Source organism: Eisenibacter elegans DSM 3317 (assembly GCF_000430505.1).
In the GTDB taxonomy this organism is placed as follows: domain Bacteria; phylum Bacteroidota; class Bacteroidia; order Cytophagales; family Microscillaceae; genus Eisenibacter; species Eisenibacter elegans.
In genome coordinates this window covers 490,097-505,819 of the sequence record NZ_AUMD01000011.1, presented here as the reverse complement: position 1 = coordinate 505,819, position 15,723 = coordinate 490,097, and the positions used below count along the sequence as shown (strand labels likewise).

The following is a 15,723-nucleotide window of genomic DNA, read 5'->3' as shown; positions in this document are numbered from 1 at the left end:
TTTGGGAAATGTATGCGCTGAAAATCCTTGAGAATCAAGTGAATCAAATCTAGTGAATCCTCAAATAAAGTAAATCTTGGTATAAAGTGCAAAGATACATAAGATTCGCCTCAAGGGCGAAGGTCTCCGTTGCTGTGATGGCCTTAGTGTGCGCATTTTGTGAAAAAACACGGCAAAAGTCATTTTTTTAGTAACTTAGCATTCGTATTTTTAACCTACCATCATATTGTTGAAGACCATAATTGCCCCAACACCCTCATTTGACCTATGAAAAAGATTCTCATTCCGACCGATTTTTCAGAGCCTGCCGAATATGCCCTGAGTTTAGCACAAGAGTTGGCCCAAAAAGCCGATGCTGAGTTGCACCTGATTCATGTAGTCATGATGCCTCATAATGAGCGCGTAGAGGTTACTCCTAAAGGTACTTTTGCTGATGGCATTCTGGAAGATTATACGCGTGAGTTTTTGGAAAAAAGCCACCAGTATCTCAAAAAAATAGTCGATGGCCTCAAGCTGCCTGCCGGCAAAGTTCATTACCAAATCAGCTCCGGCCACCCACACCAAGTGATGTTGGCGTATATCAACAAACACAACATCGACCTCGTGGTGATGGGCACACAAGGCGCGGGCAACTCTCCTATGATTGGCTCTAATGCGCAAAAAATGGTGCGTATTGCTACCTGTCCTGTACTGACATTGCGCCAGCCTGTCAGGTTGAGCGATATCAAGACCATTACCTTTGCCTGTGACCTCGACGAGGAGCAGTCGCTTGAAGGCATTGGTGCGCTCAAAAAACTCCAACAAATTACGGAAGCTGAGTTACAAATTCTTTTTGTCAACACCCCAACCTACTTCAACACCAGCCGCCAAATTCAGGACAAGCTGACCTATTTTGTGCAAAAACACCAAATCAAAGGCTACAGTTTTGCGCTTTACCAAGAGCTGAATGAAGAACGGGGCATCTTGTCGTTTCTTGAAGAGCAACCGGAGCAGTCTAGCCAAATGTTGGCGCTCTCGACGCACCAACGCTCAGGGCTTTCTTTCTGGCTGGCCGGCAGCGTAACCGAAGCCGTTGTCAATACTGTGGGAATGCCTGTGTTTACTTTTCAGTTCTAGACACTGATGAGTTAGCTTAAATTGTAAATGCCCCAAAGGCTTGAAGCTTTTGGAGCATTTATACTATATCGAAATACAATCAGGAGTTACATTTATTACAAATCCTTGGTAATCAAGGATATTAAATCCCACAAGAGGCATTCAGAAAAAGCTGCCCATTAATCGACTCCGGAGGGATGAAGAATGCATACCTCCTCACTTTTCCCTCTTTCCTCCTCACTTTTCCCTCTTTGGAAACAAATCCATTATTTACTGAATAATTCCTAATCTCCCAGTCTTGTGAATCTTGGCATAATTTGTATGCAGCAGTAGTACTGCTAGTGTATTGTTATTTCTTGCTGCGCTCGCTGTTGTCTGTTTTGGCGCGTTCTACTACCGTGCCATTTTTGAGGCGTTGTGGGTTAGACAGGATTGCAAAAGGACCGCTGACAATCTCTTCGCCTTCTTTGATTCCTGACAAGATTTCGATATTGTTGAAATCACTGATACCCGTTTTGACGATACGTTGTTCTACGCTCAGGTCTTCTTTGAGCACAAACACCACCTGCTGAAGGCTCTCTTCGCTGCGCTCTTCTTCTTTCTGATTGTTGACTTTCTTGCTGTTGTTTTCGTCGGTCTTGCTGGCGTTGCGGGTAGTTACTGCGGCGATAGGCACTGAAAGCGCATCGTCTTTGCGGTTGGTAATGATATCAACAGAGGCGGTCATTCCGGGGCGGAAAGGCGATAGGCGGCTTTGCGCATCTACCAAATCTTGGTAAGAGTTATTGAGAATCAAAATACGCACCTCAAACTCTATTACCGCATCGGCAGTAGTAGTGTTGTTGGCTGTATTGGCTATTTCGGTAACAACGCCTTCAAATTTACGATCGCCGTAAGACTCTACCACTACTTCGGCTTTTTGGCCTTTGCGTACCCTTACAATATCGTTTTCATTCACATTGACCAACACCTGCATCGCACGTAAGTTGGCAATGATCAGCATTTCTGTACCGGCCATTTGGGCTGTACCTACTACTTTTTCGCCTTTTTCTACCGAAAGCTTTGAGACTACTCCGCTCATAGGGGCATAAATCTCGGTACGAGAGAGATTGTCGAGGTTCTGGCGCAAATTGGCCTGCGCACTTTGCATATTAAACCGCGCCGCTTCTACACTTTGTAGGGCAGACTCCACGTCTTGCTTGGCCACTTGGTAGTTCATCTCGGCCAATTGAAAATCAGCTTCTGAGATTACTTTCTGCTCAAAAAGTTGCTTGCTACGTTTGTATTCGGCCTCGGCGCGTAGGAGTTGGGCCTGGGATTGGGTATGTCGGGCGCGTGCCTGTGAGAGGCTTGCTTGGCTGGAGTTGACACTGGCTCGGGCGTTTTCTACCACTGCCTGAAAATTATCAGGGCGGATACGCAAGAGCAATTGCCCTTTCGTAACCGAGTCTCCTTCTTTGACATACAGCTCTGTAATCTCTCCCGAAATATCTGGGCTGATTTTGACCTCGGTTTCAGGTTGTATTTTACCAGCAGCATTGACCGTTTCGACAATACGGGTCTTTACAGCCTTGGCTGTCGTTACTTCTGTGCCGACTTTCTTGCGGCTGCTAAAACGAATCACGAGTAGCAACACAACTAAGGCTACTACCCCGATAATGATAACTCTTTTCATAATGTTAGTTTAGATGGGTTGCTATTGGGTTAAAAAACCCAATAGCCATACAACAAAGCATAGTAGCCGTAAATTTACGTAAAAATGTATCAGCGCATACACTTACAACCCAATCTTTTGTACAAACATCGCGGTTTGCACCCTCAATGTCATCAATACCTCGACCAATACATGCCTAAGACCAACCTTTGCGCTCCAAACTCGTTCAAAAGGCACGCTACCCTTGCGGCGATAAAACAATCACAAAATACTATTATGCAGCTACTTACATTATTCACAATAGCAGGTGTCTTCTTGCTTTCGGCTGTTATAGGCCAAGCCCAGACCCATACATTTGACGAAATTATTTATAGCTTTCGTGATGCCTCTGTGCCTCCCCCTTACCATAGGAGCTATGTAATCCGCATCAATGCGAAAGAAGCACAGGTAGAGGTATCCGATTATGAGGAGATATTGCACCAAAAAACAACGCCTATTAGCGCCAAACAGTGGGCAGATTTGCAAAACAAAGCCAAGCAACTCGAACAACCAGGGCAAAAATTTCAGGAGGGAGCCACCGGAACCAGCTCGCAAACCATTGTGCTTAAAAACCAACAAGTCGAAAACTATAAGTTGCTATGGGACAGCCTCTCCGAAGTAAGTGCCCCCACAGAGGCATTTGTGGAGGCTATCAAAGCGACTATCCCAAAGTTATCGGGGCTTTTGCGCTAAACTATACCAGCCACTGCTCTTGCACATAGGCACTATGCCAAAAAAGCCACTCCATCCGGGTAGCCTCTACAAAGGCGCTCAGCATACGGGTTTGTAAGGCAGGGCTGGCTTCCTGTGCCAATGCCTCTGCAATGTCAATGGCTTGAGCGACGGCAGCGCCAAACTCCTCTCCGGCATAGGTGTCTATCCAAGCCTGATAGGGGTTTTGAGGGTTAGATTGATGCTGGTAAATATGGTCGCCTACGTCCTTATAAATCCAAAAACAGGGCAACACCGCCGCTACAGCTACCTCCACAGCATCTAGTGCAGATTTGTTGAGCAAAAACTGGGTGTATAACTGACAAGAGGGCGAGGGCTGCACCACTGGGGCGATGCTCAACTCCTGAAAGTAACTAGCGTGCAGGGCGCGCTCCACCACAATGGCGTTGGTCGCAAAACGACTGAATGCCAGCACGTGGTCTACCTCTTGACTACGCCCCGAAATGAGCGACAGCGCTCGCCCAAATTCACCCAAATAGTAGGCATCTTGCGCGATATAAAAGCGGAAGCGTTCGGGGGCGAGTGTACCGGCTTGTAGCTCTTGGTTGAAGGGGAGTGCCAATATTTTTTCGTACAATGGGGCGATCTCAGCCCAAGCTTGTTTAGTCCAGCTCATCGGTTTTTTGGGGGATAGGTTCAAAGAAATGATTCAAAGGGCCGCTACCCTGTCCGGTGCGGATATGGCTGCCGTGTCGGAGAGCTTGATGCACATAGGTTTGTGCTGCTACCACGGCCTTGTAGAGGGTTAAGCCCAGCGCCAAGTAAGCTGCGATGGCCGAGGAGAGGGTGCAGCCGCTGCCATGTACATTGGCGGTAGGGATGCGCACAGTGGGTAGGTGCTTGACAGCCCCTTGTGGGTCTACAAATACATCGCTCAGGGCATCGCCGCTAAGGTGTGCGCCTTTGGCCAAGACTGCCCGGCAGCCTTGTTGTTGGAGTACCAAGGCAGCCTGTTCGAGTGCTTCAAGACTTGTGATAGGCTGATTTACCAAGAGCGCGGCCTCATCTACGTTGGGGGTCAGCAGGGTGGACAATGGAAAAAGTGACTCTTCGAGTGCGGCAACGGTTTCTTCCGCAATGAGGCGGTCGCCACTGGCGGCGACCATCACCGGGTCGAGCACCACGGGTACCTCTGGGTAGGCTCGCAACACCTGCCCTATGGCCAAGGCAAGCTCGGGGGTGGCAATCATCCCAATTTTGATGGCCTTTGGCCGAATATCGTCCATGACAGCACGAATCTGGGCTTCGACCACCGACACCGGTACGGCGTGAATGGCTTGCACCCCTAAGGTGTTTTGTGCAGTGATGGCGGTGATGGCCGTAGTGCCATAGCAACCAAGGGCAGCAAAAGTTTTGAGGTCGGCTTGGATGCCTGCGCCGCCGCCACTGTCAGACCCTGCAATGCTCATCACAGGGATATATTGATGGGTATAGGGAGTATGTATCAAGTTTTTTGGCGTTTGGTGGGTTCAATCTATACTCGAAATCAGTCCGAGCTATGCAAGCGCTACGCTTGGTGCAGCCTAGAAACGCGGGCGCGAGGCTAGGGCATCGTCAATCAACTTCCGGTAGGTTTCGGCGGCTTTGGCAGGGCTTTCGGCGCTACATATCCCCGTCACGACGGCGAGACTGTCAGCCCCGGCTTGTATGAGCGCATCGGCGTGGATAGGTTTGATGCCGCCAATGGCCACGAGGGGCTTGGTGGTTTGGCGGCGCAAAGCCATCAGCCCCTGTAAGCCCCAAGGTTGTTGGGTATCTTGTTTGGTAGGGGTGGCAAATATGGGGCTTACGCCCCAGTAGTCTGCTGCTTGGGCTGCGGGGGCAAAAACCTGCTCATATCGTTCTATCGAAAGGCCGATACAGACAGCATCGCCCAGTTGTGCCCTAGCGGTGGCAAGGGCTACATCGCTTTGGCCGAGGTGTAGCCCAAAGCTACCGAGGGCGTGGGCAATTGGCAACGCATCGTTGATGATAAGGGGTACTTGGTAACGGTCGGTAAGCTGCTGTACCCGCTGCGCACGCTCTAAGAAGGCCTGCATAGACAACTGCTTTTCCCGCAGTTGTACCATCTGCACTCCTCCCTTGAGCGCCTCTTCGAGCACCCAATAAAAGTCGCGCCCGAGGCAGGCCGCCTCATCTGTTACGAGATAAAGCCCATAAGGAAAGGCGGAACTAGGCATAGGCTTCGAGGTCTTGGGGCTGTAGTTGGTGTAGCGCATCGAGGAAGTGTAACTGCAAGGTACCGGGGCCTTGGGCTAGGCGGGCGGCTGCCGCGCCGCAATGTGCCATCACGAGCATCGCCGTGCAGGTAGCTTCGAAGGCAGGTGCCCCTGCCGCCAAAAAAGCACCAATGAGTGCCGAGGCCGTACAGCCCATCCCCGTAACCTTGGTCATAAGTGGGTGGCCGCCACCAATAGTCGTAACCTTGTCTTGGTCTACAACATAATCTGTAGCCCCTGAAATACAAACCACAGCTCCTGTAGTATGGCTGAGGCGCTTGGCGGCATCGAGGGCTTCTTCGGACTGGTGGGTGCTGTCTACACCCTTGGTTTGGGCAGCCTGTTGTGCCAAGGCCATCACCTCTGAAGCATTGCCCCTGATGACGGCAGGGCGCTGTAGGAGTAGCTCGGTCAGTATCTGGTTACGATAGGGGGTAGCGCCTGCCCCCACAGGATCGAGCAGCCAAGGCTTGCCCAAACGCTGAGCCGCCTGAGCAGCTTGGAGATAAGACGCACTCCAGTACTCGTCGAGTGTCCCGATATTGATTACCGTCGCCCCGGCAATGCCGACCATATCGGCCAGCTCAGGGTGTGCATGTGCCATCACAGGTGAAGCCCCCAAGGCCAGCAAGGCATTGGCGGTATTGTTCATCACGACGTAGTTGGTGATGTTGTGTACCAGTGGAGATTGTTGGCGGAGTTGGCTAAGCCATTGGCCAGCCGTTATGGTAGGTGTGTGAGACATCTTGGGAGTAGTTATTGGTCAAACTATTACACATTGCCCAAGAGTGCTTTGCAAAAAATATAGTGCTGAAATAATTGTGGCCAAAGCAGCAAACTAATGCCCCAACAGCCTATCATCACTTTTCCCTTCGACAGTATTAACTGCATCAGGTTCCAAGGGTCTAATCTCAGCTTTCTATTTTTTGGTGAAAGCACCCCTAAAGCAAAAGTAAAGATACAGCAATTGTATCAGGGATACAAACTAAACACCACGGGACATTTTCTAGTTTGGTTTTGATTCAACAAGCTGCTTCACCAAATCAGGGCTTTCGACAAATTCACAAAGGCCGCAATATTTTTGCTCCTTTGCGTTCTTTGCGCATACTTTACGTCCTTTACGGTTAGATGTGTTTCCATAACAAAGGGGCAAGGTACACACAACAACGAGGAAAGTCGAAAATGTCCAGTAACGTGTACAAATTATGGCAAGATTCATAAGATTTGGGGATTTACAGGGTTTGATTTCCTTGATTATCAAGGATTTTCAGTGCGCAGATTTTCCAAACCAATTGTGATTGTGTACAAACACTTGTTTATCATGCTTGTTTCAAACCCCAGCTCAGGCATCCCAAAACAGCGCTTTGTGCCTGCCCCACACTGTCCGCTGATTGGGCTTCGGCATCCCATCAGACAGCTGCCCTGTAAGAACTAGGTCTTTTTTGTTGGCCAAACATATATCGGAATAAAATTTGTAGGGATAATAGGCACTTATCTTTATCTAAACCCTGCCCCATTACCGCATCATTATCCTATGAAAATCATACTTCATCCCGAACGCAGTGCTTGGGCGGATTTGACCATCCGCACCTCCTTAGATACCTACGAAGATCTGGAGCGCGCCGTAAAACCTATCTTGCGCGCCGTAAAACGCAGTGGCGACGCAGCCCTACGCCGCTATATTTACAAATATGACAAAGTACGTGTCAAAGATTTTATGGTGGGTGCTGAAGAATTTGAAGAAGCGCAAAGCTACGTGAGTGAAGATTTAAAAAAGGCCATACAGCAGGCTAAATACAACATTGCACAGTTTCATATGAATCAGCGCGTTTCGAACAAAAAAATCGAGACCGTGGAAGGCGTCCGATGCTGGCAACGGAGTGTGGGTATCCGCCGTGTGGGTTTGTATGTACCCAGCAGGCACGCACCGCTGTTTTCAACGATTCTGATGCTGGGCATTCCGGCCAATATTGCCGGCTGTGGCGAAACAATCCTCTGCTCTACCCCTGACCGTGAGGGTCGATTACATCCCATTATTCTCTACACTGCCAAGCTGCTCAATATCAGCAAGGTCTTCAAAGTAGGGGGTGTACAGGCCATCGCCGCAATGGCTTATGGTACAGAAAGTATCCCCAAAGTCAATAAGATATTTGGCCCTAGCAATCAATATGTAACTGTTGCCAAGCAACTAGTCAGCAAACAAGATGTAGCAGTAGATTTACCCGCAGGCCCTTCGGAGCTACTGGTATTGGCTGATGAGAGCGCCAACCCTGCTTTTGTAGCTGCTGACTTAATCGCCAATGCTGAGCACTTCAACAACAGTCAGCCAATGCTCTTGTCCTCATCAGAAGAGCTTGTCAAAAAAGTGCTGGCCGAAATCAAGCGCCAGCTCCCGGGTTCGAGTCGCCCCGAAAGCGCCGCCAAAGACCTAGAACAAGCCCACGCCATTGTTTTTCAGAGCAATGTGGAGGCCATCGAGTTTATCAATATGTATGCCCCCGAAACGCTCAGCTTGGCCATTCAAAACGCTGAGGCTGTCAGTGAGCGTATCTACAACGCTGGCGCTATCTACATCGGCCATTATACTCCCGAAAGTATCAGTTATGCAGCCGGGCCAAATAATACCCTCCCAACCAACGGCTATGCTAAGGCATACAGCGGCCTTTCGTTGGATAGTTTTGTGCGCAAAATCAACTGCTATGATGTAACAGCTCAAGGCCTGAAGAATATCGGCAAACACGTGGAAGAAATCGCCTCTGCCGAAGACTTGATGGCGCGTAAAAACGCAGTGTCTATCCGATTGACGAATTCGGATTGACGATTGAAGAGTTCAGATTCGTAAATCGTAAATCAAAGGTCGTCAACTCAATCAGTGTTTTGGGGATACGAAATTGCCCATAGCCCCAAAAACGTCAGCATTCCGTTGACAATCAAGATTTCAAAACCAAACTTATAGCCCCATAGTAGCTGTGCTGAATACTGGTTGAGTAGGATACAAAATACGGGGGCCAACACACAGACCAAGGGAACCCAACGGTCGTGTACGGGGCGCTTGCTCATCAGCCCGAAGGCATACAACCCCAACAAAGGCCCATAGGTAAACCCCGCTACTTTGAATAAGCTTTGAATGACACTTTGGTCGTTGATATAGTTGAAGACAATCATCACCAAGGCCATCACTGCCGCCATTCCAATGTGTACCCGGCGTACTAGTCGCTTGCGGTCAGCTTCCTCTAACCGTCGCTCTGCGTCTAGGATGTCTACTGTAAAACTGGTGGTCAGCGCGGTCAGTGCGGAGTCGGCACTAGAATAGGTTGCAGACACAATGCCCAACAAGAAACATACACCGGCCAATACCCCAAAATGGTTGAAGGCTAACATTGGGTATACATTGTCTGTGATTACTTTTCCGGCCTCGTTGGTGGGTAAAGTAATGCCTTTGGTTTGCGCATATACATACAGCAAAGCCCCTAGCAACAAAAACGCAAAATTGACTACAACCAAGACCAAACTGAACCAGAAGACATTCTTCTGTGCATCTTGTAGGGTACGGCAAGTCAGGTTTTTTTGCATCATATCTTGGTCGAGGCCAGTCATTACCAAGGCCAAAAAAGCCCCTGACCAAAACTGCTTCAGGAAGTAATCGGGGCTAGTCCAGTCGTCCCAAAAAAACACCTTTGTATAGCCGCTCCGCCCCAAAGTATCAGAAAGTTGCGCCCACGACCAGCCCAGTTCTTGCCAGATGAGGTAAATACTCATTCCCACAGCCAACAACATAAAGGCCGTTTGTAGAGTATCCGTCCAAACGATGGTCTTGATTCCACCCCTGAAGGTATAAATCCAAATCAAGAACAAACTCAACACTACGGTTAGCTCAAAGGGCACGTGCCATGCCTTGAAAATGCCTATATGCAGTACCATTGCAGCCAAGAAAAGCCTAAAAGCAGCCCCAATCAAGCGAGAGAGCAAGAAAAACCAAGCCCCAGTACGGTAGGATGCTGTTCCGAAACGCTGTTCTAAATAGCCATAAATTGAAATCAAGTTGAGCCTGTAATACAAGGGCATCAACACTAGGGCAATCACAGCATAACCTACCAAGTAGCCCAAAACTACTTGGAAGTATGAAAACTGATTGTAATATACTGCCCCGGGGATAGAAATAAATGTAACCCCTGACAAAGAGGAACCTATCATCCCAAAAGCCACCAAATACCAAGGGGACTGCCTATTGGCCACAAAAAAACCTCTTGTATCTGTTTGTTTGGCTGTCAAGCTGGCGATGCCCAATAAGCCAAAAAAATATATAAAAATAATCGAAATTACTAATGGCGCACTCATAAATCAAAAGCGGTAGACAGTGAGGGCGTAAAGATAAGACAAATTCCATAACCACCTTCTAAGCTTGGGGTTCTGTAGTGCTTCTGCCTCAACTTAGGCAGGCAGTAACGCACTTTTTGCCTCACTAGTGTGTGGGCTTTTTGAATCTCAGGCGAATTTCGCTAATTTTAGGGGCTGAATAGCCATTTGTGCCCACAACATTATATTCCATAACTCACAACACCTTATGGCAACAACAAAAACGAAAACAACAAAAAACAAACGAGATACCTCCAGCGCTGAATTTTCTGCTGAAACTTACCTCTACTGGTATCGCAGCATGCAGTTGCAGCGTAAGTTTGAAGAAAAAGCCGGCCAACTCTATGGCCGCCAAAAAATCAAAGGTTTCTGCCACCTTTACATAGGCCAAGAGGCTTGTAGCTCTGGTGCGGTAACAGCTCTCAAGGCTGGCGATAAGTGGATTACGGCCTACCGCGACCACGGCCACCCCTTGGCGCTAGGAACTCCGGCCAAGGCCGTTATGGCAGAGCTTTTTGCCAAAGCCACCGGCGTATCAAAAGGCAAAGGCGGCTCAATGCACATGTTTGATAAAGAACGCAACTTCGTAGGCGGACACGGCATCGTGGGCGGCCAAGTACCGCTAGGAGCCGGGCTTGCCTTTGCTGAGCAATACCTAGGCACAGACAACCTCTGTATCTGCTACATGGGCGACGGTGCTGTGCGTCAAGGAGCTCTACACGAGGCCTTCAATATGGCCATGCTCTGGAAACTACCGGTGATTTTCGTTATCGAAAACAATGGCTACGCCATGGGTACTTCCGTACAACGTACCTCCAACGTAACCGACCTCTACCTCATAGGCCAGGCCTATGATATGCCTGCCGCCCCCGTAGACGGGATGAATGTAGAGGCTGTACACACTGCTGTAGCCGAAGCTGCTGCCCGTGCACGTGCCGGCGAAGGACCTACCCTGCTGGAGTTCCGTACATACCGCTACAAAGGACACTCTATGTCTGACCCTGCCAAATACCGCAGCAAAGATGAGGTAGAAGAATACAAGCAACTTGACCCCATAGAGCAGGTGCGTAAGACTATCTTAGATAAAAAAATAGCCACCGAAGCAGACCTCAAAGCCATCGATGACCAAATCAAAATAGAGGTCGAAGAATCTGTACAGTTTGCTGAAGAGTCTCCTTACCCAGACCCATCAGAGGCTTTCACCGATGTGTATGTACAGCCAGACTACCCCTTTGTGAAAAACTAATACCGTATAGGCTGACCTCCCCTGACAAGCCGCCAATATTTGACATACTGAGCGACTGCTTGTCAGGGTTGTTTTTTGGGAAGCTTAGCAGGAATAAGATATGACCAAAATCAGTTAAGATACTTGGATTATAACCGGATACCAACCTTTTGCAGACCAAGGGGCTACCGGACTGAAAGTAGAAAGGCTAGCTCAACAAGCAGGGATTAGCAAGTCTTCTTTTTATCATCATTTTGCAGACATAGAGGTGTTTATCGAACATCTTTTGGCCTATCACTTACAGAGAACTGCCGAAATCGCCGAGCAAGAAGCCGCCTGCAACACAATTGACCCAGAACTTATCAGCGTATTGGTAGCCTACAAGACTGATTTGCGCTTTAACCGACAGCTCAGGGTACAACGCGACACCGCGCCTTTCAGTACTTGCTTTGAGGCCTCCAACAAGCTGTTTACGAAACCCTTCATCTCCCTATGGCAAAAGGAGCTAAACCTCACCCAACAACCACAAATAGCTGAAGCACTGTTTGAATTGGCGCTCGAAAATTTTTATCTACAAATCACAGAAGCTACCCTAAACAAGGCTTGGTTGACGGCGTATTTTGCCAAACTCAAACAACTGGTACACGTGCTGAAATCAACCCCCGATTTATCAAAACTGTACGGTAGCGATTAAAATCTGGGGGTAGAATGCTCGATATTTGATTTGAAGCTTGTCAGGCTCGGGAAAACCTTTCGGCCTTGGATAAGCAACACAACGTAATATCAATCAAATACCCTTTTTATGAAGCATTCACATTTTTGGCTCTTCGTTGCCCTAGGTATTGTTTTTGGGCTCAATGGCGTTTTGGTCGTTCGGCTATTGGGCCAACAATTACTCACTACTGGCAATCCATTGCTCATCGTTGCCTTTTTGGTGGCTATCCCAATTACCTTAATCACCTTTGCCATCGCTAAGTACATCAGCAAACTTGCTTTTGGAGAGATGTTGCGACCAGTAGTCGTGATGACTTTTACGGCTACTTGGCTAGATGCCATTGCCTTTACTTGGCTGCATAGCTTATATCACGATTCTCAAGAAATTGCTCTACACGGAGCCGCGCTCATTTTATGGGGTGCAGGTTTAGGGCTGTTTTTTGCCTATCTACTTGAGCAAAAGACACCTAAACACCATTAAAGATTTAGGGTTTGTACAGATGCTGTGCTACAAACGCTCTCTAAATAAAAAGTTCGCAAAGCCTCCTTTGCGGCGGCTATCCCAATCAAAATTAGTTTGAGAAATGCACGCACTAAAGCCCCTTGATAACCAAGGAGATAAAACCTAATACACAATCCAAACCCCTAGCTCAACAGGCTCAACACATCTTCCTTGCTAAGCGATTTGACAAAGCTGTCTTCTGCCGTGATGAGGTTTTCGGCCAGCTGTTGTTTGCGTTGTTGAAGGGCCAAGATTTTTTCTTCTACGGTGTTTTGTGTGATAAATTTATAGGCAAATACGGTGTTTTGCTGACCAATACGGTGCGCACGGTCGATGGCCTGCGCCTCGATGGCAGGGTTCCACCAAGGATCCAGCAAGAAGACGTACTCTGCTGCGGTGAGGTTTAGCCCCACGCCTCCGGCCTTGAGCGACAGCAAAAAGATGGAGGTGTTGGGGTCTTCTTGGAAGCGCTCCACTTGGGCTTGGCGGTTGGTGGTGGCTCCATCGAGGTAGGCATAGCCCCAGCCCTGACGGTCGAAGTGAGTACGGAATAAGCTTAGATGTTTCACAAACTGACTGAATATCAACACCTTACTCCCTTCACTCAGCAAGCTTTCTACTTTATACAACACATCCTCCATCTTGCCCGAATCAGCTTGGTAGCCTTCATCAACCATGCGGGGGTGGTTGGCGATTTGGCGCAGCTCCGTAAGCCCTTTGAAGATAAGCATTTGGGTTTTAGCCATCCCCTGCTGCTCTATCTGATTCAGAATCTCATTGCGGTAGCGGTCTTTGGCCTGCTCATAATGCTCGGCCTGTGCCGGAGTCATCGTACAATATTGTAGATTGACCACCTTTTCGGGGAGGTCTTTGGCTACCTGCGCTTTGTGTCGGCGCAAGATAAAGGGTTTGATGACGGTGGCCAAACGTTCGGCTTTTTGGGCATCGCCTTGTTTCTCGATAGGGTTGAGGAAGCTCTGCTTGAAAAAAGCCTGTGAGCCCAACAATCCCGGATTGATAAAAGACATCTGTGACCATAGGTCAAGGGTGCTGTTTTCGAGCGGAGTACCTGTCAGCAAGAGGCGGTGGCGGGCTTGTAGCTTGCGTACAGCCTGCGACACATTGGCCGTAGGGTTTTTGATGGCTTGTGATTCGTCTAAGATGACATAGTGGAAATGGTAGTTGCTCAGCAGTTCTATATCCACCCTGACAATGCCGTAAGATGTAATGATGAGGTCGTAATGCGCAAACTGAGCCACATCTTTGTTGCGATTAGGCCCTGCATATACCAATACCCGCAGGTCGGGCGTGAATTTATGTGCTTCGAGCTGCCAGTTATAAATCAGAGAAGTGGGGATGACCAAGAGCGTGGCGGGCTGTTTGCGGCTACGGTCTTCATATTGAGCTTGAATGAGGGCCAAGGTCTGGACAGTTTTGCCCAAGCCCATATCATCGGCTAGACAGCCTCCAAAATGGTATTCTTGCAAAAACCGCATCCAGTTGTATCCAGCTTTTTGATAGCTACGCAACTCTCCTTTGAACTTCTCCGGCATCGGGTAGTCTTCTATTTGTTCAAAGTTGCGGAATCGCTCCAACTTATGACTAAAAGACACTTGGGCGTGTGCGCCTGCCTGTAGGTCTTGAACAATGGCCAAGTGGTAGCGGCGCAGCTTGGTCTGGTTGTCGTGGGCTTCCGAAAAACTCAACAGCGTGCTGTATTGCTCAAACCAAGTCTGTGGGATCACAGCAATCTGCCCGTTGGGGAGGGCAAACTCCATTTGGCTTTGGAGAATGAGTTGGCGGATTTTGATAAAGGGGATGTTGAACTCGCCAAACTGCACCTCACCGAAGATATCGAACCAATCGTTGTTTTCCTTGATTTGTATTTCGATTTTAGCCGTTCCCACAAAGTATTTGCGTGACTGTTGTGTGCGGGCTTCCAACACAATGCCGGCCTCTGGCAGCCGGGCTTGGTGTTCGTTGAGCCAGCCAAAGGCGCTCGTTTTGCGGCGGATGGCCGTGCCGTGTTTGAACTCCAGCCCCCAAGCGCTGAGCTGACGCAGATAGCGCTGCTCGTCGTCGGGGCGGCGGTTGATTTTGTAAAATATGTAGGAGTCATCCTTAGGCTCCAACACTACGTGGGTGGGCTGTTTCTGTGCTGCACTTACCTGAAAACCCCCATAATCAAAATGTAACTGGAAGAGCATCTGATCACTCCCTTGCCCCTCTTCGGGGTTTTCGCCAAAAAGCTGGCCTTGGGAAGCTGCCGAAACGGCATACTCTGCATAGCTCAGTACCGCCCTAGGCTGTGTTTCTACGGGTTTGATATCGAAGCCTTTGGCATAGACATCAAAAGAAGCCACAAGGCTACTGACGAATTTTTCGTAATAACTGGCCTCTACCTTGCGCGGGATGACAATAAACTTCTTGTTTAGAAAAGGCTTCAGTTTTTGGCCATCTACCCCATCGGCAAAGTGATAAATCGTATCTTCCAATACGAGCCACGCAGGCTCATTGGCCAACAAAAAGGCTCCCTTGTACATAAAATCAAGCTTTTGGCCTTGGTATTTGATGGTAGGAAAGTAGTGTGTATTTTCTTCGTTGCGCCTGAAATGAAACAGCACCGTAGCCGGTTCGGTGGCCCATTGTAGCTCCTTGCCGATGGGGTTGCCATCTTTGGCGGTGATGTATACCAGTTTGCCTGCAAGCCGTTGGATGATTTTCTGCTTGGTTTGCTCGATATACTTATCTATCTGTGCAATAAGTGCCTTGTTGTTTTTGTCATCGGCGTTTTCATATACCTTCAGAAAAAAATCAGCCGGTTTGATTTTCTTACTGTAAAACTTTTTGAGGATATACTCTTGCCGCAATGCATCCGTCAGGCGTATAAGCTCTAAGTCCTTATCGTCCAGCCCTTTTGCAAACTCATGTGCGTTTTGAGCCGAGAGGCTTTGATGCAAGAAGGTCAGCTCACCCTTGCTGTTGGCTTGTACCACAAAGGCTTCAAACAGATACCCAAGGTACTGATGCTGAAAAACAGCATAGACAATTTTGAATGGTTGTGTAGGCGCTACTTTCATGTCTGAGGTCAAACAAAATCGAAAGTTAAGGATTTTTTACAACAATCGACCAACAAAACCCCTCCAAACCGCTAACTTAGTGATTTGATAACATCAGTACACGCTTG

Annotated in this window: 13 protein-coding genes, 1 pseudogene and 1 riboswitch; of the genes and pseudogenes, 7 read left to right on the top strand and 7 right to left on the bottom strand. The window is 48.5% G+C overall.

Going from position 1 to position 15,723, the window contains the following annotated elements; genetic code table 11:
- Nucleotides 1–267 precede the first annotated feature (267 nt).
- On the top strand, nt 268–1,116 hold the full coding sequence (locus G499_RS0102875) for a universal stress protein (RefSeq protein ID WP_026998698.1): 849 nt from the start codon (nt 268–270) through the stop codon (nt 1,114–1,116).
- 328 nt (nt 1,117–1,444) lie between these two features.
- Here G499_RS0102875 and G499_RS0102870 read toward each other — a convergent pair whose 3' ends face one another.
- Nucleotides 1,445–2,770 carry an efflux RND transporter periplasmic adaptor subunit gene (locus tag G499_RS0102870; RefSeq protein WP_026998697.1) on the bottom strand — a complete coding sequence of 442 codons (1,326 nt, stop codon included), beginning with the start codon at nt 2,768–2,770 and terminating at the stop codon, nt 1,445–1,447.
- 255 nt (nt 2,771–3,025) lie between these two features.
- Between G499_RS0102870 and G499_RS0102865 the strand changes: the two genes are divergently transcribed.
- Nucleotides 3,026–3,481, top strand: coding sequence for a hypothetical protein (locus G499_RS0102865; protein ID WP_026998696.1), 456 nt, complete (start codon nt 3,026–3,028; stop codon nt 3,479–3,481).
- A gap of 1 nt (nt 3,482) precedes the next feature.
- Here the strand turns inward: G499_RS0102865 and G499_RS0102860 are convergent, their stop codons facing one another.
- The 4 genes from G499_RS0102860 to thiM all read right to left on the bottom strand — a co-directional run bounded on the left by G499_RS0102860 (nt 3,483) and on the right by thiM (nt 6,484).
- Complete coding sequence (locus tag G499_RS0102860) at nt 3,483–4,136, bottom strand: TenA family protein (protein WP_026998695.1); 654 nt, start codon at nt 4,134–4,136, stop codon at nt 3,483–3,485.
- Entirely contained in the window at nt 4,123–4,968 is an 846-nt protein-coding gene (thiD, locus tag G499_RS0102855) for a bifunctional hydroxymethylpyrimidine kinase/phosphomethylpyrimidine kinase (protein ID WP_245576633.1), read from the bottom strand. Before thiD ends, G499_RS0102860 begins: the two co-directional genes overlap by 14 nt.
- Before the next feature lie 75 nt (nt 4,969–5,043).
- Nucleotides 5,044–5,700: a thiamine phosphate synthase gene (gene thiE / locus G499_RS0102850; RefSeq protein WP_026998693.1), complete on the bottom strand. Its 657-nt coding sequence runs from the start codon at nt 5,698–5,700 to the stop codon at nt 5,044–5,046.
- On the bottom strand, nt 5,693–6,484 hold the full coding sequence (gene thiM, locus G499_RS0102845; RefSeq protein ID WP_035726283.1) for a hydroxyethylthiazole kinase: 792 nt from the start codon (nt 6,482–6,484) through the stop codon (nt 5,693–5,695). Before thiM ends, thiE begins: the two co-directional genes overlap by 8 nt.
- A 105-nt stretch (nt 6,485–6,589) precedes the next feature.
- Nucleotides 6,590–6,692: riboswitch (TPP riboswitch) on the bottom strand.
- Nucleotides 6,693–7,273: 581 nt separating this feature from the next.
- Between thiM and hisD the strand changes: the two genes are divergently transcribed.
- A complete protein-coding gene (gene hisD, locus G499_RS0102835; protein WP_026998690.1) occupies nt 7,274–8,557 on the top strand; it encodes a histidinol dehydrogenase in 1,284 nt (427 codons plus the stop codon).
- A gap of 47 nt (nt 8,558–8,604) precedes the next feature.
- Here the strand turns inward: hisD and G499_RS0102830 are convergent, their stop codons facing one another.
- On the bottom strand, nt 8,605–10,077 hold the full coding sequence (locus tag G499_RS0102830) for a sodium:solute symporter (protein WP_026998689.1): 1,473 nt from the start codon (nt 10,075–10,077) through the stop codon (nt 8,605–8,607).
- Nucleotides 10,078–10,303: 226 nt separating this feature from the next.
- Here G499_RS0102830 and pdhA point away from each other — a divergent pair, with 226 nt between their 5' ends.
- The 4 genes and pseudogenes from pdhA to G499_RS0102815 all read left to right on the top strand — a co-directional run bounded on the left by pdhA (nt 10,304) and on the right by G499_RS0102815 (nt 12,515).
- Nucleotides 10,304–11,341, top strand: coding sequence for a pyruvate dehydrogenase (acetyl-transferring) E1 component subunit alpha (pdhA, locus tag G499_RS0102825; RefSeq protein ID WP_026998688.1), 1,038 nt, complete (start codon nt 10,304–10,306; stop codon nt 11,339–11,341).
- Between the two features lie 127 nt (nt 11,342–11,468).
- Nucleotides 11,469–11,585: pseudogene (locus G499_RS22360) on the top strand (TetR/AcrR family transcriptional regulator); the annotation flags it as partial.
- 3 nt (nt 11,586–11,588) lie between these two features.
- Nucleotides 11,589–12,014, top strand: a complete 426-nt coding sequence (locus tag G499_RS18470) for a TetR/AcrR family transcriptional regulator (protein WP_245576631.1) — start codon at nt 11,589–11,591, stop codon at nt 12,012–12,014.
- 108 nt (nt 12,015–12,122) lie between these two features.
- The gene (locus G499_RS0102815) at nt 12,123–12,515 is read left to right on the top strand and encodes a hypothetical protein (RefSeq protein WP_026998687.1); all 393 of its coding nucleotides are present in this window, start codon (nt 12,123–12,125) and stop codon (nt 12,513–12,515) included.
- Between the two features lie 164 nt (nt 12,516–12,679).
- Here the strand turns inward: G499_RS0102815 and G499_RS0102810 are convergent, their stop codons facing one another.
- The gene (locus G499_RS0102810; protein WP_342663914.1) at nt 12,680–15,628 is read right to left on the bottom strand and encodes a DEAD/DEAH box helicase; all 2,949 of its coding nucleotides are present in this window, start codon (nt 15,626–15,628) and stop codon (nt 12,680–12,682) included.
- Nucleotides 15,629–15,723 lie beyond the last annotated feature (95 nt).